At 70.8% G+C, this 15,907-nt stretch carries 22 protein-coding genes; 14 read left to right on the top strand and 8 right to left on the bottom strand.

Going from position 1 to position 15,907, the window contains the following annotated elements; translation table 11 throughout:
• Positions 1-61: 61 nt before the first annotated feature.
• Positions 62-511, bottom strand: a complete 450-nt coding sequence (locus FHR33_RS40745) for a hypothetical protein (protein ID WP_183659411.1) — start codon at positions 509-511, stop codon at positions 62-64.
• 274 nt (positions 512-785) lie between these two features.
• On the bottom strand, positions 786-1,535 hold the full coding sequence (locus FHR33_RS40740) for a hypothetical protein (RefSeq protein WP_183659409.1): 750 nt from the start codon (positions 1,533-1,535) through the stop codon (positions 786-788).
• A 400-nt stretch (positions 1,536-1,935) separates the two neighbouring features.
• Here FHR33_RS40740 and FHR33_RS40735 point away from each other — a divergent pair, with 400 nt between their 5' ends.
• The 14 genes from FHR33_RS40735 (at position 1,936) to FHR33_RS40670 (ending at position 10,250) form a co-directional block, all read left to right on the top strand.
• Positions 1,936-2,385, top strand: coding sequence for a hypothetical protein (locus FHR33_RS40735; protein ID WP_183659407.1), 450 nt, complete (start codon positions 1,936-1,938; stop codon positions 2,383-2,385).
• Positions 2,382-3,632, top strand: a complete 1,251-nt coding sequence (locus FHR33_RS40730; protein WP_183659405.1) for an SRPBCC family protein — start codon at positions 2,382-2,384, stop codon at positions 3,630-3,632. The genes FHR33_RS40735 and FHR33_RS40730 overlap by 4 nt, the downstream gene beginning before the upstream one ends.
• Before the next feature lie 34 nt (positions 3,633-3,666).
• Positions 3,667-4,107: a gas vesicle protein GvpJ gene (gene gvpJ / locus FHR33_RS53685; RefSeq protein ID WP_183659403.1), complete on the top strand. Its 441-nt coding sequence runs from the start codon at positions 3,667-3,669 to the stop codon at positions 4,105-4,107.
• A 1-nt stretch (position 4,108) separates the two neighbouring features.
• The gene (locus tag FHR33_RS40720) at positions 4,109-4,921 is read left to right on the top strand and encodes a GvpL/GvpF family gas vesicle protein (RefSeq protein ID WP_183659401.1); all 813 of its coding nucleotides are present in this window, start codon (positions 4,109-4,111) and stop codon (positions 4,919-4,921) included.
• Positions 4,912-5,169, top strand: a complete 258-nt coding sequence (locus tag FHR33_RS40715; RefSeq protein WP_183659399.1) for a gas vesicle protein GvpG — start codon at positions 4,912-4,914, stop codon at positions 5,167-5,169. Before FHR33_RS40720 ends, FHR33_RS40715 begins: the two co-directional genes overlap by 10 nt.
• 4 nt (positions 5,170-5,173) lie before the next feature.
• On the top strand, positions 5,174-5,512 hold the full coding sequence (gvpO, locus tag FHR33_RS40710) for a gas vesicle protein GvpO (RefSeq protein ID WP_183659398.1): 339 nt from the start codon (positions 5,174-5,176) through the stop codon (positions 5,510-5,512).
• Position 5,513: 1 nt separating this feature from the next.
• Positions 5,514-5,870, top strand: coding sequence for a gas vesicle protein GvpJ (gene gvpJ / locus FHR33_RS40705; RefSeq protein ID WP_183659396.1), 357 nt, complete (start codon positions 5,514-5,516; stop codon positions 5,868-5,870).
• Entirely contained in the window at positions 5,867-6,652 is a 786-nt protein-coding gene (locus FHR33_RS40700; RefSeq protein WP_183659394.1) for a GvpL/GvpF family gas vesicle protein, read from the top strand. The genes gvpJ (FHR33_RS40705) and FHR33_RS40700 overlap by 4 nt, the downstream gene beginning before the upstream one ends.
• On the top strand, positions 6,642-6,869 hold the full coding sequence (locus tag FHR33_RS40695; protein ID WP_183659392.1) for a gas vesicle protein: 228 nt from the start codon (positions 6,642-6,644) through the stop codon (positions 6,867-6,869). The genes FHR33_RS40700 and FHR33_RS40695 overlap by 11 nt, the downstream gene beginning before the upstream one ends.
• A 6-nt stretch (positions 6,870-6,875) precedes the next feature.
• Entirely contained in the window at positions 6,876-7,187 is a 312-nt protein-coding gene (locus FHR33_RS40690) for a gas vesicle protein K (protein ID WP_183659390.1), read from the top strand.
• A 148-nt stretch (positions 7,188-7,335) separates the two neighbouring features.
• Complete coding sequence (locus FHR33_RS40685) at positions 7,336-7,803, top strand: cupin domain-containing protein (RefSeq protein WP_183659388.1); 468 nt, start codon at positions 7,336-7,338, stop codon at positions 7,801-7,803.
• A 173-nt stretch (positions 7,804-7,976) separates the two neighbouring features.
• Positions 7,977-8,336, top strand: a complete 360-nt coding sequence (locus tag FHR33_RS40680) for a GntR family transcriptional regulator (RefSeq protein ID WP_312895963.1) — start codon at positions 7,977-7,979, stop codon at positions 8,334-8,336.
• Complete coding sequence (locus FHR33_RS40675; protein WP_183659385.1) at positions 8,333-9,259, top strand: ABC transporter ATP-binding protein; 927 nt, start codon at positions 8,333-8,335, stop codon at positions 9,257-9,259. Before FHR33_RS40680 ends, FHR33_RS40675 begins: the two co-directional genes overlap by 4 nt.
• Positions 9,260-9,278: 19 nt before the next feature.
• Positions 9,279-10,250 carry an ABC transporter permease gene (locus FHR33_RS40670; protein ID WP_183659384.1) on the top strand — a complete coding sequence of 324 codons (972 nt, stop codon included), beginning with the start codon at positions 9,279-9,281 and terminating at the stop codon, positions 10,248-10,250.
• A 23-nt stretch (positions 10,251-10,273) separates the two neighbouring features.
• Here FHR33_RS40670 and FHR33_RS40665 read toward each other — a convergent pair whose 3' ends face one another.
• The 6 genes from FHR33_RS40665 to FHR33_RS40640 form a co-directional block, all read right to left on the bottom strand.
• A complete protein-coding gene (locus FHR33_RS40665) occupies positions 10,274-10,927 on the bottom strand; it encodes a class I SAM-dependent DNA methyltransferase (protein WP_183659382.1) in 654 nt (217 codons plus the stop codon).
• 8 nt (positions 10,928-10,935) lie between these two features.
• Positions 10,936-12,147, bottom strand: coding sequence for an MFS transporter (locus FHR33_RS40660; protein ID WP_183659379.1), 1,212 nt, complete (start codon positions 12,145-12,147; stop codon positions 10,936-10,938).
• Positions 12,148-12,157: 10 nt separating this feature from the next.
• A complete protein-coding gene (locus FHR33_RS40655) occupies positions 12,158-12,703 on the bottom strand; it encodes an ArsR/SmtB family transcription factor (RefSeq protein ID WP_183659377.1) in 546 nt (181 codons plus the stop codon).
• A gap of 145 nt (positions 12,704-12,848) precedes the next feature.
• A complete protein-coding gene (locus tag FHR33_RS40650; protein ID WP_183659375.1) occupies positions 12,849-14,048 on the bottom strand; it encodes a phosphotransferase in 1,200 nt (399 codons plus the stop codon).
• Positions 14,049-14,099: 51 nt separating this feature from the next.
• Entirely contained in the window at positions 14,100-14,981 is an 882-nt protein-coding gene (locus FHR33_RS40645) for a TIGR03620 family F420-dependent LLM class oxidoreductase (protein WP_312895962.1), read from the bottom strand.
• Complete coding sequence (locus FHR33_RS40640) at positions 14,978-15,895, bottom strand: NmrA/HSCARG family protein (protein WP_183659373.1); 918 nt, start codon at positions 15,893-15,895, stop codon at positions 14,978-14,980. The genes FHR33_RS40645 and FHR33_RS40640 overlap by 4 nt, the downstream gene beginning before the upstream one ends.
• Between the last annotated feature and the right edge of the window lie 12 nt (positions 15,896-15,907).

Here is a 15,907-nt window from a genome sequence, read left to right as displayed (position 1 = left end):
CGCCCCGGCCCGCGCGGCGGTGGCCCGGCAGCCCACCATCGTGTGCCGGGCTCACGCGGGGTCACCCGCTGCGCCACCGGGCCCTGTCGCCGCCGCGCGAGCCGCACACCATGCGGGTGCCGCTTCTCGTCCGGCCGACGGCGCCGGGCGGTGAGCAGAACGAGCCTGGGTGCACGATCCGTGCCGGAGCCGGCGGCCGGCGCGTGCGTGCGGGAGCGGGAGGCGGACGGCGCTTGGTCGCGGTGGGCTTCGGCTCGGGACGCTGTGGGGGTTTCACTCGGGGCAGCCGAGGCTTGCGCACCGCCGGGGTGGAGACGGTCGGGGTCGGGGTCGGGGTCGGGCTGACCGTCGAGGTCAGCGCGGTCGAGGTGGGGGACGGCGAGGCCGTCCCGAACGGGGCAGAGGTGGGCGAGAGCGTCGCACCGGTGGAGGCGGTCGAGCCGGCAGGGCCGCACGAGGCGGTCAGCGCGACCGCGACGAGAAGCGCTGCCGCGCCGATGAGTCGGGGCATTCCGGGGGTCCTTCCTTGGCCGGACACGTCCGCTCATCTCATCCGCCTGTGCCGGCCTCTGCCACCCGATCGGCACAGAAAGTTGCCTACCCGGCACGGAAAGTCATGGTTTGTTGCCGGATGCGGAGGCCGCACGGACGAGCCGTCCCGCCGCTCCCCCCATGGGATCACCCGCAGTACGGCCGTCGCCCACCTCGCGAGGGGGAACGCACGTCCCGCCAGAGGCTCTGGAGGAGATGCCAGGTGGGGTGCCACGATCGGGGCAGCGACCCGCTCAGCGCCCCCCTGCCCGGGTGTGGAGTTGGACGCCGGTGCGGTGGGGTGTTCGCTGCGCGGCCACATAGGCCGGTTCGCGCAGCCGGCGGTGCCAGGCGGCGGGGTTCAGGCCGGGGATCGGACGCCGGATCGGATTGAACCGCATGGGCTCGGCGAGGTCCTGCTGAGCCGGGCCTTCGAGTCGGAGTACGCCGAAGCGCTCCCATGGGCCGGACGGCGATGCCACCACGAGATCGAACAGCAGCGGTCGCTGCTCGACGGCGCGGGCGAGTGCGTCGAAGTTCGCGGGCAACGACCAGGATCGCCGGGCGACCGCGCCGAGCAGGACCGTGCCGCTGCCGGTCGCGAACGCGAACAGGGAGCCGTACATGCCGGGCGCCCACCTCGTCGCGGGCCGCAGCAGGCGGCGGCCGGCCACGGTGTGACCGGTGGTGGCCAGCAGCAGATCCGAGGTGATGCGGGCGACGGTGGCGCCGGCCACGGGCTGCGGCCATCGCAGGGCCAGGCCCAGGACATCAGGGAGCGGAGCGGGCAGGCCGAGGGAGCGGGACAGCCGTGCGACTCCTCGCAGTTCCGCCGGCTCGTCCAGGAAGGCGACCCCTCTGGGCTGGGGCGCCCCGTGCAGGCTGAGGGCGGCGTTGAGGACCAGCCCGTCGGGGTGCAGCGGTCGCCCGCGACGTACCCACGCCGCCGCGCCGAAGGCCGCCGCGAGCCCGGCGCTCAGTACGGTCGCCGGGTGTCCAAGCACGCGTCCCCCTCGCCACACGCGGCAGGCGCCGCGAAAGACGGCGTCGCCTCAGCCCTTGAGTCTCCTCCTGCCCTGCTACCCCGCGATGCGCTCACGAACCCGAAGGGTTGTTCTTCCCCGGTGGACGCGAGGCGAGAGCGCCGCTCGCCGCGGCGGGCCCTCCCCAAGTCCACAACGTCAAGTTTGTGCCCGTTTTTCCGATACGCGCTTCTTTATCCGTTTTAAGGGGAAGGGGTGAGCGGGTTCAAGGACTCGCGGGACGGATCGCGGCTCCCGGCGAAGGCCGGAGTGGTGGTCGAGGTCGGCACAGGAACGGCGAGGGCGCATCATGAACGATCGAGCGCGGATAGCAATGGCTGTCGCAGCCGGGTACTACCTAGGACGGCGTCACAAGCTGCGGATGGCGACAGCGCTGGCGGCCGCCGGACTGGCGAGCCGTATCAAACGAGGCGAAGGTGGTCTCCTGCAGCAGGGAACCAAGCTGATCGGTTCCTCACCGGAGTTGCAGCAGCTGACCAAGAGCCTGCGCGGCGAGTTGATGGAGGCGGGGAAGGCGGCCGCTGTGGCCGCGACCAGTAGGCAGATTCAGGCTCTGAGCTCGCGACTTCTCGATCGCACCGAGTCCCTCCGCCAGCCAGGCGCCGCCTCCTCCCCGGAGGACGAGGAGGCCTACGAAGAAGACGTGTTCGAGGACGAGGCCTACGAGGAGGAGCCTCCCAAGGCACCACCACCGAAGAAGGCGCCGCCGAAGAAGGATCCGCCGAAGAAGGAGCCGCCCAAGGCGGCGGCGAGAACCCGGCGTGAGCGTCCTGCGCGACCCGTCGCACGGACGACGAGGGGATCGCGATGAACATGCCCAAGGCCCCGGCCGCTGACAAGGTCACGAAGGACCTGCCGACGGAAGGGCTCACCCGGGAACTGCAGGGTCTTCTCCAGGCCGTCGCCGAGCGCGCGCTGCTCTCGGCGACGAACAGGGTCGAGGCGATGACAGGGCGGCTGACCGACGTCGCTGAAGGCGGCGGCACAGGCCTGCTGAGCGCCATCACGGGGGCGGATCAGTCGGACGACCAGTCCGGCGGCTCAGGGCTCGGGAAGGTGGCGGACACCGTCAAGGGCGTGGCCGGCCTTGCCGGCAGCGTGGTGGGCGGCCTTTTCGGCAAGAAGGGCGGAGGACAGAGCGGGAAGAAGGGCGCCAAGCTGCGTGTGACCAACATCGTCGAAGTGATCGATGTCGGCGCTCCCGTGCGGGCCGTCTACAACCAGTGGACCCAGTTCAGGGACTTCCCCTCCTTCATGAAGAAGGTGGAGAACGTCGACCAGCAATCCGACGAGAAGCTCACGTGGAAGGCGCAGATCGTCTGGTCCCATCGCACCTGGGAGTCCACGATCCTGGAACAGGTGCCGGACCAACGGATCGTCTGGCGCTCCAAGGCACCCAAGGGGCACGTCGACGGCGCGGTGACCTTCCATGCCCTCACCCCCGACCTCACCCGCGTGGTGCTCGTGCTGGAGTACCACCCGCAGGGTCTGTTCGAGCGGGTCGGCAACCTCGGGCGTCTGCAGGGGAGGCGAGCCCGTCTCGAGCTCAAGCACTTCGCGCGTCATGTCATGACGCAGACGTTGCTGAACCTCGACGAGGCGACCGCCGACGGCTGGCGCGGAGAGATACACGAAGGCAAGGTCACCAAGGATCACGAGACGGCCCTCGCGGAGGAGCAGGAGGAGGAGACCGAACAGCCTGCCGAGGAGGAGGACCAGCTGACCGAGGAGGAGGAGCCCCAGGACATGGAGGAGGGCGAAGAGGAGGAGGAGCCGGAGGAAGAAGAAGAGGAAGAGGAGGAAGAGCCCCGGGCCGTAGACGAAGAAGAGGAGGAAGAGGAGGAGGAAGAGGAAGAAGAGCCCCAGGCCGTAGAGGAAGAGGAGGAGGAGCCCGAGGAGGAGGAAGAAGAGGAGCCCCAGCCCGTGGTCGCCAGGGAGCGTCCGCGGAGGCCGGGTACGGCCCGCCCAGTACGACGGCGGCGCACGGAGGACGTGGAGGAGACCGAGGAGGAGCCTGCCCGCCCCACCCGGAGGAGGGCGAGCGCTACGCGCAAGTGACGAGCCGAGAGTCAACACCAAGGAGAGGCAAGGCATGACGGTACAGCCCGCGGGAGGCGGGGCGGCTGAACGTCGCACCGGGTCCGGTCTGGCGGATGTCATCGACTCGATCCTCGACAAGGGGCTCGTCATCGACGCCTACGTCGGGATCTCACTGGTCGGCATCGAGCTCCTGAGCATCGACGCGCGGATCACCGTGGCCAGCGTGGACACCTATCTGCGCTTCGCCGAGGCGGTGAACCGGTTGGATCTTACGGACAAGAGCAAGCCGGGGCTGCCGGAGCTCGTGCAGAGCGTGAAGGGCGGCGACCAGGCGCCCCCCGAGCCCCCCGAGCCCCAGAAGCTGCAGAAGCCCAAGACCGTCATCCAGGGTTCGCTGGAGAGCGCCGGCGAGAGGCTCGGCGACCTCACCGACGAACGCGACGACGGGCGCCGAAAGAAACTCCGCCGAACGGAGCGACCGGAGGAGGGCTGACATGGTCCGATCAACGGAGACCTCCGCCACCTCGGAGAGCGTGCCGGAGGAACAGACCACCGGGTGCTATGTCTACGGCGTCGTGCCGGCCGAGATCGAGGTCGACGCGGAGGCTCGTGGTGTGGGTGATCCGCCCACCCCGGTGCGGTCGCTGCAGCACGGCAGAATCGCCGCGCTGGTGAGCGACGTCAGTCTCGATCGCCCGCTCGGCACGCCCCACGATCTGCTCGCGCACGAAGAGCTGCTCGACGCGGCCGCGGCGGAGGTGCCCGTGCTGCCCCTCCGCTTCGGGGCGGTGATCACGGACGACGAGGCGGTGGTCGAGGAGTTTCTCCGGCCGAACCACGACGAATTCGTCGCCGCGCTCGAGGAGCTGGAAGGGCGCGCCCAGTACGTGGTCAAGGGGCGATACGTCGAGGACGCGGTGTTCACGGAGATTCTCGAGGAGAACCCCGAGGCCGCCCGGCTGCGTGACGAGATCCGCGATCTGCCCGAGGACGCCACCAGGAACGAGCGCATCCAGCTCGGCGAGATGATCCACGAGGCGATCGCGGCCAAGAGAGAAGCAGACACCGCTGAGCTGATCGAACAGGTCGATGAGCTCAGCGTGCTGTCGGTCGTGCGCCAGCCTTCGCACGAGCAGGACGCCGTCCATGTGGCCCTGCTCATCGAGACGAGCCGGCAGGCCGAGCTGGAGCAGGTGATGGAGGAACTCGGCCGACGATGGGCCGACCGGATCACGCTGCGCCTGCTCGGACCGCTGGCGGCGTACGACTTCGTCATGACGAGACAGGGTGATGAGGGATGGGACTGATCACTTCCCTCCTGGGCCTGCCGCTCGCTCCCCTCAAGGGCCTGATCAGGCTGGCGGAGTTGATACAGGACGAGGCCGAGCGTCAGTTGCGGGATCCGGCCGTGGTGAGGCGGGAGCTGGAAGAGATCGAGACGGCGAGAGCGACAGGCGTGATGTCCGAGGAGGAGGCGGAGGAGGCCATGAATCTGATTCTTCAGCGGATGACCGGCCAACCCGCCGGCCCCATGGGTGACACGGAAAGGAGGTGACCTCGTGCCCGCCAAGCGCAGGGTCGTACGTCCGGAGGAGCAGGGCGACAGACCTCGCGAGCGTCGCCCCCGCGCTCTCACCGCCGCCACCGCCGGCGAGGTGGGACTGCGCCACGTCATCGACCTGACCGCCAGGGAGGCGGAGGGCGTCACGCTCGTGGAACCCACGGAAGACGGATGGGTGGTGGTGGTCGAGGTGGTCGAGGACCGTCGCATCCCCTCCTCCGGGGACGTCCTGGCGCTGTACGAGGCCGATCTCGACATGGAGGGCAACCTGATGTCCTACCGCAGGAAGGGCCGTTACAGGCGTAGCAGCAGCGACAATCCCTACGAGAGGTCGTGAGATGACCGACGCCTCACGCCCTCTGCCTGCCGTACGCCAGTCATCGTCGCCCGCGACGGCAGGCCGTGAGCCCGCCAACCTCGGCGACATCCTGGAGAGGGTTCTCGACAGAGGAGTGGTGATCGCGGGAGACATCCGGGTGAACCTCCTCGACATCGAACTGCTGACGATCAAGCTGCGGCTGGTGATCGCCTCGGTCGACACCGCCAGGGAGATGGGCATCGACTGGTGGGAGCACGATCCGTGGCTCACGGGCGACAACCGTGGCCTGCTGGAGGAGAACCGCAGGCTTCGCGCCCGGCTGTCGGCGATGGAGGAGCGCCAATCTCTGGAGGCGGAACGATCGGACGAGCAATGAATGACACGGGGACCTACCTGTACGCGGTCACGCGCGGCGCCGGCCGCAATCGAGCCGAGAGCCTCGCGGGTGTCGGCGGCACGCCCGTGCGGACGATCACCCATGCCGGTCTCGTCGCCTATGTGAGCACCGTCCCCCTGGATCAGTTCGGCTCCCAGCCGCTGCAGAGGTCGATGGAAGATCTCGACTGGCTCGGTGACACGGCCAGGGCCCACCACGCCGTCGTGGAAGCGGTCGCCGAGGGGAGCCCTACCGCGCCGGTCCGGCTCGTCACCGTCTACACCGATGACGATCAGGTCAGGAACCTGCTGAGCCGGAGACGTGACGACTTCGTCGAGGTGCTCTCCCGCATCACCGATCGCCAGGAATGGGGGGTCAAGGTCTACATGGACCTCGCCGGCGCGCCTCCGGTCGAGGAGCGCGCCGAAGGGGGCGGCCCAGGAGCGGCATACCTCAGGCGACGTCAGGCGAGCCTGCGCGGACGCGAGGAGGCATGGCGTGAGGCCGCCTCACGTGCGGAGCAGATCCATGACGTCCTCTCGTCCTTCGCGACCGCGAGCCACCGTCACCGAGCGCAGGACCCCGAGCTGTCGGGCAGGAAGGAGCTCATGATCCTCAACGGCGCCTACCTCGTCGACCTGTCCCGCGCCGAGGAGTTCGCCCGCCTGGCCGAGGGTCTGCGTGGAGAGGGTGTCGACATCGAGCTCACCGGCCCTTGGGCGCCCTATTCCTTCGCGGAGCTGGCAGAGCCCGACGAACCGGGGGTGGCCGATGACGATTGAGGAACCGCGCGGCGCCGCACTGGCCAGGGAGGGCCGCCTTCCCTCGGAACGGGTGGCCCTCGTCGACCTCCTGGATCGGCTGCTGGCGGGCGGGGTCGTCGTGAGCGGCGATCTCGTGCTGTCGATCGCGGACATCGACCTCGTACGGATCTCCGTACGGGCGTTGATCACGTCCGTGCGGGACGGCGACACGATCGGCGACGGCATCAGGAGGTGAGACGCCATGGACGCCCTCGAACCACCGAGAAGCACGCGGCCGAGCAGGCTGCGCATCGAGACCGACACCGAGGCCATGGAGCGTGATCTCTCCCGGCTGGTGCTCACCCTCGTCGAGCTCGTCCGCCAGCTGGTGGAGCGCCAGTGCGTGCGGCGGATGGAGCAGGGAGACCTGACCGACGAGCAGATCGAGACGCTCGGCCTGACGCTGATGCGGCTGGAAGAGGCCATGACCGAGTTGTGTGAGCGGTTCGACCTGTCTCCAGCCGACCTGAACCTCGACCTCGGACCGCTCGGGACCCTGCTGCCGAGGGACTGAAGCCCCTCTTGCTCGCCCCCCAGGCATGAGTAACCCCTCTCACCTGGAAGGCAGGCGCTCGGGCAAAGTGAGGGGTCCACACCTTGACGGGGACGCGTTGTGCCTGGTCAGGTGGAGAGAGGGGATAGCTGGACAAAGGGGGCCGGCGATGGCGAACAAGGTAGTCGTGCGCAAGCCGGGCGAAGGGGACGCCTTCTGGGTGCTCGGCGGCCTTTACGAGGTCAAAGCGGCAAGCAGCGAAACGAACGGCAGCGTCACGGTCATGCACATGACCCTCCCTCCGGGGTCGGGCCCGCCCCCGCACACGCACGCGGGCGGCGAGATCGCCTACGTCCTGGAGGGGACGGTGCGCCTGCAGATCGGCGAGGAGTCGGTGGAGGCAGGCCCTGACTCCTTCGTCTACATTCCCGAAGGGACGTTGGAGACCTTCGAGCCCACCAGCACGGCCCGCGTGCTGTTCGTGTACCTGCCAGGCGGGCTCGACGAGTTCTTCGCCGAGGTGGGCGAGCGGGCGCCGTCACGGGAACTGCCGCCTCCGTCCGACTCGCCGCCCGATGTGGACAGGCTCGTCGCGGCAGCCGGCAAGTACGGCGTGCAGATGAGGCCACCTGCCTGAAGGAGGGGCAGGCCGTGCCGTCCGCCCTGTCGACGGTGATCCACCGGCGGCCCGCACCACGGTCGATCATCCGCGCCAGGTTGACGAAGATCGCTCACGTCCATACCCTTTTACTATTCCAATAGTGAAAGGGTATGGTGGTGATCAACCTCCGCCTCGATCCTGGCTCTGGTGTGGCGACCTACCTCCAGCTCGTGCATCAGGTCAAACAGGCGCTGCGGCTGGGTGTGCTCATGCCGGGCGATCAGCTTCCGACGATCAAAGAGGTCGTCGCCGACCTCGCGATCAATCCGAACACGGTGGCCAAGGCCTACCGCGAGCTGGAGCGTGAGGGCCTGGTCGCCGGCCGGCCCGGGCTCGGCACGTTCGTGCAGCGGTCCCTGGGCGGCGGGGTCACGGCCGACCACACCGCGCACCGCCGCGATCTCGCTCGATGGGTGCGCGGCTGCCGCGAGGCGGGCCTCGACCACGAGGACATGCAGGCGCTGTTCACCTCCGTTCTCACCGATTCCCTCCGGGAGGACATCGCATGACAGGTGAGTTCACCGCGCCCCTGCAGGGCGGGACGGCCCTGGAGGCCACGGGGCTGGCCAAGCGGTACCGGGGCACCTGGGCGTTACGCGACTGCTCGCTGTCCATCCCCGCGGGCCGGGTGGTCGCGCTGGTCGGACCGAACGGCGCGGGCAAGTCCACGTTCCTGCGCCTGGCCGTCGGCCTGATCGAGGCCACTCAAGGGAGCGTGCGCGTCTTCGGCGAACCGGTCGGGCAACGGGCGGCCGCCCTCGCGCGGGTGGCGTTCCTCGCTCAGGACAAACCCCTCTACGACGGCTTCACCGTCGCCGAGATGCTCCGCTTCGGACGGCGGCTCAACCCCGGGTGGGACGACGCCCTGGCCCGGCAGCGGCTGGCGGAGCTCGACATTCCGTTGCGCCGCAAGGTCGGCAGGCTATCGGGAGGCCAGCAGGCGCAGGTCGCGCTGACCGTCGCCGTGGCCAAGCGACCTGACCTGCTGGTCATGGACGAGCCCCTGGCCAACCTCGACCCGGTGGCCAGACACGACATCATGCGCTCCTTGATGACGGCGGTCGCCGAGACCCGGATGACCGTCGTGCTCTCCTCCCACGTGGTGTCCGACCTGAACGACACCTGCGACTGGCTGGTGGTGCTCAATCGCGGTCAGGTGCAGGTCAGCGGCGAGATCGACGAGTTGCTCTCCACCCACCACCTGCTGTCCGGTCCCGTCGGGCTCGCCGACGGGATGGCGGCCAGGACGCCGGTGATCAGCGACAGCCGTACCGAACGGCACGCGGCCCTGCTGGCCCGCACCGGTACGGGAGCGCCGCTGCTCGACCCGCGTTGGGAGGCCCGCGGCGTGGGTCTGGAGGAACTGGTGCTGGCCTATCTGCGCCGCCCCGACGCCGCCGTGCTGCCCCGCCCGACCCTGACCCGTTCCTGATCACTGAGGAGACATCGACGTGTTGTGGCTCACCTGGCGGCAGCATCGCATGCAATTGCTGGTCACCGTGGCACTGCTGGCCGTACTCGGCGCGCTCCTGCTGGTGAACGGTCTGGGCGCGGCCGGATTCGACGCCAGGAACCCTCCCCCGGCCGACTGCGCGTCGGACTATCGCGCCGCCTGCGCTGGTTACACCGCGGGGATGATGGAGTGGATGTGGGCGGTGGGTGATGTCGTCGGGTGGCTTCCGCTGCTGGCTCCGGCGATGATCGGCGCCTTCTGGGGCGCTCCCCTGCTGGCCAGGGAGTTCGAGCACGGTACGGATCAGCTGACCTGGACCCAGTCGGTGACGCGGCGGCGCTGGCTGATCGCCAAGGTGGGCGGGCTCGGCGCCGCGGTCACGCTGGGCGGGCTGGCGCTGGGCGCCATCGTCGGCGCGTGGCTGGCCGTTTTCGACAGCTCCGCCTTTCCCGTCAACTTCTTCAACACCAACTGGTTCCGCCTGGTCGGCATCGGCCCCGCGGCGTGGTGGCTGTCGGCATTCGTGCTCGGCGTGGCCGCGGGCGCGCTGATCAGGCGGACGCTGCCGGCGATGGCGGTGACCCTGGCGGTGTGCGCGCTGGCGTTCTTCGGGCTCCTCTCGGCCCCGCGCCTCTACGCGACGCCTGAGCGGTTCGTGCAGACCACCGCCGCCGGAAGTGATCTCGTACCGGACACCGCCATGGTGGTGGAGAGCTACTGGACTGACAGGAACGGCATGAAGCGCACCTCCGACGATCGGCAGCTCGCGCTCGCCGTCCCCTGTGGCATAGACGAGACGACCAAGGCGTACGCCGCGTGCTCCTTCGACCACGGCTATCGGCAGGTTCAGCTGTTCCATCCCGCGAGCAGGTTCTGGCGCTTCCAATGGATGGAAGCGGGAATCCTGCTGCTTCCCGCCTTCGCGCTCGGCGGCGTCGCCGTCCGGCGCACCCTTCGGCCCCGCATCTGACGGCGCCCGGCACCAGCCGCCCTTCACACCCTGCGGGCGAGGAGAAAGGCCCCGGGAAAGCCCCGCTTGGGGTCCTCCCCCGGCGCGACGACCAGCCGGGCCACCTCGGTGAGCCCGGCCGCGAGAAGCAGCTCGGCGACGCGGTCGGGTGAGTACCGGTAGGCGGGGAATGTGGCGTGATCGTACGCCTCGGCCGGCTCGACCGGGCCGTCGTAGGCGGGGAAGCCGAGCAGCAGGTGGGCACCGGGCGACAGTACGCGGCCGAACTCGGCGAGCATGACCGGGAGCCGCTCGGGCGGGGTGTGGATGATCGAGTAGTTGGCGAGCACCCCCGCCAGGGAGGCGTCCTCCACCTGGAGCGCCTCCATCAGCCCGACCTCGAAACGCAGCTCGGGGTGGGCGTCGCGGGCGATCGCGATCATCTCGGGCGACAGGTCGACACCGAACGCGGTGACGCCGAGGGAGCGCAGGTGCGCGGTGACGTGGCCGGGGCCGCACCCCACGTCCGCCACCAGACCGTCGCCGTCGCCGAAGGCCGTGACCAGCTCGGCGAAGACGCCGATCATCCCGTGGTGCAGCGGGCTGGAACGGTAACGCTCAGGGATGGACTCGGCGTATCGCGCGGCGACGGCGTCGTAGGCGGTGCGGGTCGCGGCGAGGAGGTCCTGTTCGGTCATGGACAGGATCATGCAGCAGCGAGGGCCGCGTCGGCGACGGAAGGGGTGACATCGGGCGTCGGCGCGGGGCGCAGGACGATGAACGCGGCGCACGCCAGCCCCGTCACGACGATGACCCCGTACATCACGCGGTAGTCGACGACGCCGGCCAGGGCCGCGCCGGTGGTGATGGAGACGGATTGGGTCAGGTTGGAGAGCATGCCGCAGGCCGCGCCGACGCGCCCCTGGAGCCTGGCGGGGACGTACAGGTGCTGGGCGGTACCGAGGGCGACGCTGAAGAGGGGGATGGCCAGGCCGTAGATCATGGCCCCGGCGAGGAAGAGAGGGAGAGACGGCACCAGGAAGGCCATGGCGCCCACGGCGAAGACCGCGTAGCCGACACTCGAGCCACGAGCCTCGCCGAGCCGGTTGACCAGCAGGCCCGCCAGCGCGCCGCCGACGACCGAGCCCGCGCCCTGGACGGTGGTGAGGACTCCGAAGAAGGCGGCGGGCTGTCCGAGGCCGCGGTCGATGGCCGCGAACACCGCGGTGTCCATCAGGCCCGCCGTCGCCATGAAGATCGTCTCGGCGAGCGTCAGCCTGAGCAGGAGCGGCACGCTCCACAGGTACCTGAATCCCGCGGTGACGGCGGCGAGGAAGGGCCGGCCTGCGGGCTCGGGCTCGGACTCCACGACCTTGATCGTCAGGAGGAACGCGATCCCCGCCACGATGGTCGCCGCTGTCACGACGGCGAGCGTTCCTCCGCCGTAGCCCTGGTAGACGGCGGCGCCGACGATGGGGGAGGCGATGCGGACGCCCTGCCGTACCGTGATCAGAGCGGCGCGGGCGCTCGCGGCCTCGGCCGAGGGAAGGATGTCCTTCAGCAGGGCGCCGTAGGCGGGGACCGAGAACGCGACCCCGTAGGCGAGGGCCACGGCGTAGAGGATCCAGAGCTCGGCGCCGGAGTCGATCAGGGTCAGGGGCAGCACGAGGAGGGCCGTCACCGCGTTCATCGCGATGAGCAGCGGCTTGCGGCGGACGCGGTCCACGGCGTGGCCGTACAGCGGAGAGAACAGTCCGGGTAAGGCGAGGCAGAGGAAGACCAGCCCCGCGGCGGAGTCGGAGCCGGTCAGGTCCTTGGCCCAGATGCCGAGGGAGAGGTAGAGCGCGCTGCTGCCGAAGCTGGAGACGGCGTCGCCGGCCAGGAGCCTTCGGCAGAGCGGGTTGCGGAGCGCTGTCACGTCCGGCCTCTCACGAGTCTTCGGGCAGGGGGGTGCCGGTCAACAGGATCCGGACGAATCTGGCGTCCTCTGGGACGGACGCCTGACCGGTGGTGCGCGCGATGTACGGCGCCAGCACCTCGAGAAGCCGCTCACCGACCTCGTCGAGCTCCCTGGCGGTCAGAGGCGCGGTGACGCCGCTCAGGAACGCCGCCGAGCGCCACTCCTCGGGAGCCTCGGGACGGGCTTGGGACCAGTCGAGGAGCCTGACGGCCTCGCGCTCGACGAAGACCCGCTCCAGCTCAGCCGCCGCGATGCCGCCCTCGCTCGCCGACCAGGACTGCCGCAGGTCCGCGACCCGCCATGGCCGTTCGCGCTGGTCCTCGCTCTCGGCCTGGACGACGTAGCCGTACTTGGCGAGCTGGCGCAGGTGGAAGGAGCACGAGGCCTGGGTCGAGCCGAGGTGCCTGGCGCAGACCGCCGCCGTGGCCGGCCCGATGCGGCCGAGCAGGTCGATGAGGTCCAGCCGCAGGGGATGGGCCAGTGCGCGCATGGCCCGTGGATCGGTGATCTCCATATGCCAAAGATAGCTTTGACATATGGAGGTGTCAAAGAACTCTTTGGCTTTTTGATGAGGGCGCGGTTGCAGCCGCGACCGTGGCGCCCTCGTCGTGGCGGCGACCGCCGCCGACCGTGCAGCGATCAGCGGTGGCGGGTCCCGGTCATCCGGCCGCGCAGCGCAGGGCGGCGCGGATGGCTGCGGCGGGGTCGCCGCGGTGGTAGATCCGCTCGGAGGGTTCGATGCCGTCGAGGAACTCCTGGTAGCGCACCGCGTAGGCCAGGTGGGCCAGCGGCTCGGCGATGCTCAGCGCCGACTCGGGCTCGCAGCCAGGCACGTGGGACCTCCAGGCCTCGGCCCACGCCTTCGCGGCGCGGGCCCCTTCGGCCGCGGGCAGGAAGTCACGGACTCTCAGCCCGTCCAGCACCGGGTTGCCGAGGTGCGCGTCGGCGAAGTCGAGCACGACCGGCGGGCCGCCGTCGCTGCGCCAGTTGCCCGGGTGGAAGTCGCCGTGCACGACCGTGTCGGGCAGGCCGCATCCCTCGAGGAGGGGCCACCGTCCCGCCAGCCGCCGCGCGGCCGCCACCTCCTCGCCGGTCAGCTCGCGACCGGCCGCGCCGTCGAGGAGGTCGAGGACCCGGTCGGCGATGACGGGCCCGCGCAGGTCCCGCAGGCGGGGCGCCAGGCCGTCCGCCTGACGGGCGAGTGCGGCCTGCGCGGCGACCAGGCGGGTCACCGCACTGCTGATGATCGGGGCAGGCGCGTCCCAGCAGTCCTGGCCCGGCAGGTGTTCGAGCAGGAGCCTGTTCGGCCCTGACGCCACGACTCCGGGCGCCAGGCCGGGGTCGAGCCGCGAGAAGGCGCCGATGACCATGGCCTCGTCGGCGGCGAAGTGAGGGGTGGTCTTCAGCCAGACCTGGCCCTGATCGGTGGGCAGGCGGAACAGCCCCGCCAGGTTCCAGGTCTTGCGCTGCCTGATCGGCCCCGTCACCGGACGGCCCGCGGCGGCCAGCGTGTCCGAGGCCCAGCCGAGCGCCTCCCGCAGCCCCAACGCCCTGGCCCATGGCGAACGCAGCTCCTCCTGCCCCGTCAACGCGGACCCGTCGACGGGGACCGGCTCCAGCAGCCCTGGCGCTGGCCGCTGGAGCGCCTCGACGTGGTAGGTCACATGACCGTCGCGGCCGCCTCCCCCGCCGTCGACGCGGAGCAGGCGCAGCACCGCCACCTCGACCCCGAGCACCCCTCGCACGTGCGTGACGACCGGCTCGACCTCCGACCACCACGCCACGTCCACCGCGAAGGGCCCGACGACGCCGAGGTAGTCGTCACCCGAGGTCACCCATGCCGTCACCGTCCGATCCATCCGGCCAGTCTGACGAGCCCGCGCGGCGACGGCGACCGAATATCCGGGGCCTCAGCCCAGGACGGCCGGCGCGAGCGCGCGCCACTGCCGGACGGGCGGGATCGCCGGGGTGTCCGTGAGGACGAAGAGCGCCACGTGGTCGGCCCCCGCGTCGAGGTGCTCCTGCACGCGATGAGCGATGTCGCCGGCGGGCCCTCGCACCACCAGCGCGTCGACCAGCCGGTCGCCGAGGGCGTCGACGTCCTCGAAGCCGAGACCTTCCAGCAGGTCGCGCCGGTTGGGCAGGAGTGCGGCGGCGTACGACCTGGCCAGGTCGGCGGAGCCGGAGCGGCCGGGATCCAGGATGACGAGCTGGGTGACCGCCAGCAGCGCGTCGGGCCCGAGGACGGCCCTGGCGTTCCTGGTGTGCTCCACCGGCATGCCCAGCGGATGCGCGCCCCACGCCCTCTCGCGGGCGAGAGCGAGCAGGTCGGGGCCCAGCGCGGCGAGCACGCGGCGCGGCAGGGCCCCGGTCGGCGGCGGCCCGGCGGAGGCCGCGTCCATCGCGTCCAGGTAGGCGCGCATGGTCTCGCACGGCGAGCCGAAGCGATGGCCGCGGACGTCTTCGGCGAGGCTGGGGTGGCTCTCCCAGAGCCCGAGCAGGAAGCGTCCGGGAAAGGCCTCGTCGTGGGTGCGCTGCCCGGCCGCGGTGGTCACCGCGTCGCGCGCGTAGATGTCGGCGGCGCCCGCCGCCACCACGATCCGCCGGGTGGCGGACAGCAGGATCCCCGCCTGCGCCATGGCCTCGCGCCCTGTCGTCTCGGGGAACCACAGCGCTCCGTAGCCGGCGTCCTCGATCGCCGCCGCCGCCTCGCGTACATCCGCCACGGAGCAGCTGTCCAGGTCGCCCGCCCAGATTCCCGCGCACCCGAGAGCGGGCCCTTCGCCTCTCACGCGTGCTGCCTCGTCGCGCGCTCGGCGGCGAAGAACGCCTCGATCTCGGCCGCGCCTCCCCCGGCGAGCCACGCGCGCAGGTCCGTCAGGCCGGGGTGGAGCCGCCGAGCGGCCGCGATGTCGGCTCTCCATCCTCGCTCGTTGAGCCACTCGTAGGCGAAGGCGAAGTCCTCGCCGTACTGCCTGATCGCCTCGATCGGCACCCGCACGTACGGCACCGGCCGCCCGATCGCCTCCCCGATCGCCTCGGCGATCCGCCGTGGGGTCAGCTCGTCCCCCGCCAGGTCGACGGCCCTGCCGATCCACTCCGCCGGGCGGGCGAAGGCCAGAGCGGCGAACACGCCGACGTCGTCGACCGCCATGATCTGCTGAGGGACGTCGGGCGCGAACGCGGTCGCCACGGCGCCGTCGCGCAGGTGGTACCCGCCGGCGTAGTTCTCCATGAAGGAGACGGGGCGCAGGATCGTCGCAGGTAGGCCGAGCTCGGCGATGCGCCGCTCGATGCGCGCCTTGCTCAGCACGTTGCGCGGCAGCACCTCGTCGGCGTGGCGGCCCGCACCCGCCACCGAGGCGTAGACGAGGTGCCTGACGCCGGCGGTGCGCGCCGCCTCGGCCACGTTGACGCCCCATCGGACCTCGTCCTCGGCGGTGAAGCCTGGCGGGGTGCCCGGCGAGCCGACGGTGGGCTGGACGCTGAACAGGCCGTAGGCGCCTTCGGCCGCTGCGACCAGGGAGGCGAGGTCGCCCATCTCGGCGCGTACGACCTCCGCTCCCGCCTCGGCCAGGGCCCGCGCAGGGGCGCCCGCGGGGTCGCGGGTCACCGCCCGTACCCGCCGGCCGTCCGCCAGCAGCTGCCTCGCCACGACGCCGCCCTGCAGCCCGGTCGCGCCGACGACGACGATGGTCTTCTCCATGATCACGCCCTT

Source organism: Nonomuraea dietziae (assembly GCF_014195505.1).
GTDB classification, from domain to species: domain Bacteria; phylum Actinomycetota; class Actinomycetes; order Streptosporangiales; family Streptosporangiaceae; genus Nonomuraea; species Nonomuraea roseola.
The sequence above is the reverse complement of the archived record's forward strand: the minus strand, read 5'-3'. Positions and strand labels throughout refer to the sequence as shown.

Bases quoted from the DNA above. Each gene is read 5' to 3' on its own strand.
- FHR33_RS40745 (WP_183659411.1), bottom strand. From the start codon at position 511: ATGCCCCGACTCATCGGCGCGGCAGCGCTTCTCGTCGCGGTCGCGCTG.
- FHR33_RS40735 (WP_183659407.1), top strand. From the start codon at position 1,936: ATGGCGACAGCGCTGGCGGCCGCCGGACTGGCGAGCCGTATCAAACGA.
- FHR33_RS40730 (WP_183659405.1), top strand. From the start codon at position 2,382: ATGAACATGCCCAAGGCCCCGGCCGCTGACAAGGTCACGAAGGACCTG.
- gvpJ (WP_183659403.1), top strand. From the start codon at position 3,667: ATGACGGTACAGCCCGCGGGAGGCGGGGCGGCTGAACGTCGCACCGGG.
- FHR33_RS40720 (WP_183659401.1), top strand. From the start codon at position 4,109: ATGGTCCGATCAACGGAGACCTCCGCCACCTCGGAGAGCGTGCCGGAG.
- FHR33_RS40715 (WP_183659399.1), top strand. From the start codon at position 4,912: ATGGGACTGATCACTTCCCTCCTGGGCCTGCCGCTCGCTCCCCTCAAG.
- gvpJ (WP_183659396.1), top strand. From the start codon at position 5,514: ATGACCGACGCCTCACGCCCTCTGCCTGCCGTACGCCAGTCATCGTCG.
- FHR33_RS40700 (WP_183659394.1), top strand. From the start codon at position 5,867: ATGAATGACACGGGGACCTACCTGTACGCGGTCACGCGCGGCGCCGGC.
- FHR33_RS40695 (WP_183659392.1), top strand. From the start codon at position 6,642: ATGACGATTGAGGAACCGCGCGGCGCCGCACTGGCCAGGGAGGGCCGC.
- FHR33_RS40690 (WP_183659390.1), top strand. From the start codon at position 6,876: ATGGACGCCCTCGAACCACCGAGAAGCACGCGGCCGAGCAGGCTGCGC.
- FHR33_RS40685 (WP_183659388.1), top strand. From the start codon at position 7,336: ATGGCGAACAAGGTAGTCGTGCGCAAGCCGGGCGAAGGGGACGCCTTC.
- FHR33_RS40675 (WP_183659385.1), top strand. From the start codon at position 8,333: ATGACAGGTGAGTTCACCGCGCCCCTGCAGGGCGGGACGGCCCTGGAG.
- FHR33_RS40665 (WP_183659382.1), bottom strand. From the start codon at position 10,927: ATGACCGAACAGGACCTCCTCGCCGCGACCCGCACCGCCTACGACGCC.
- FHR33_RS40655 (WP_183659377.1), bottom strand. From the start codon at position 12,703: ATGGAGATCACCGATCCACGGGCCATGCGCGCACTGGCCCATCCCCTG.
- FHR33_RS40650 (WP_183659375.1), bottom strand. From the start codon at position 14,048: ATGGATCGGACGGTGACGGCATGGGTGACCTCGGGTGACGACTACCTC.
- FHR33_RS40640 (WP_183659373.1), bottom strand. From the start codon at position 15,895: ATGGAGAAGACCATCGTCGTCGTCGGCGCGACCGGGCTGCAGGGCGGC.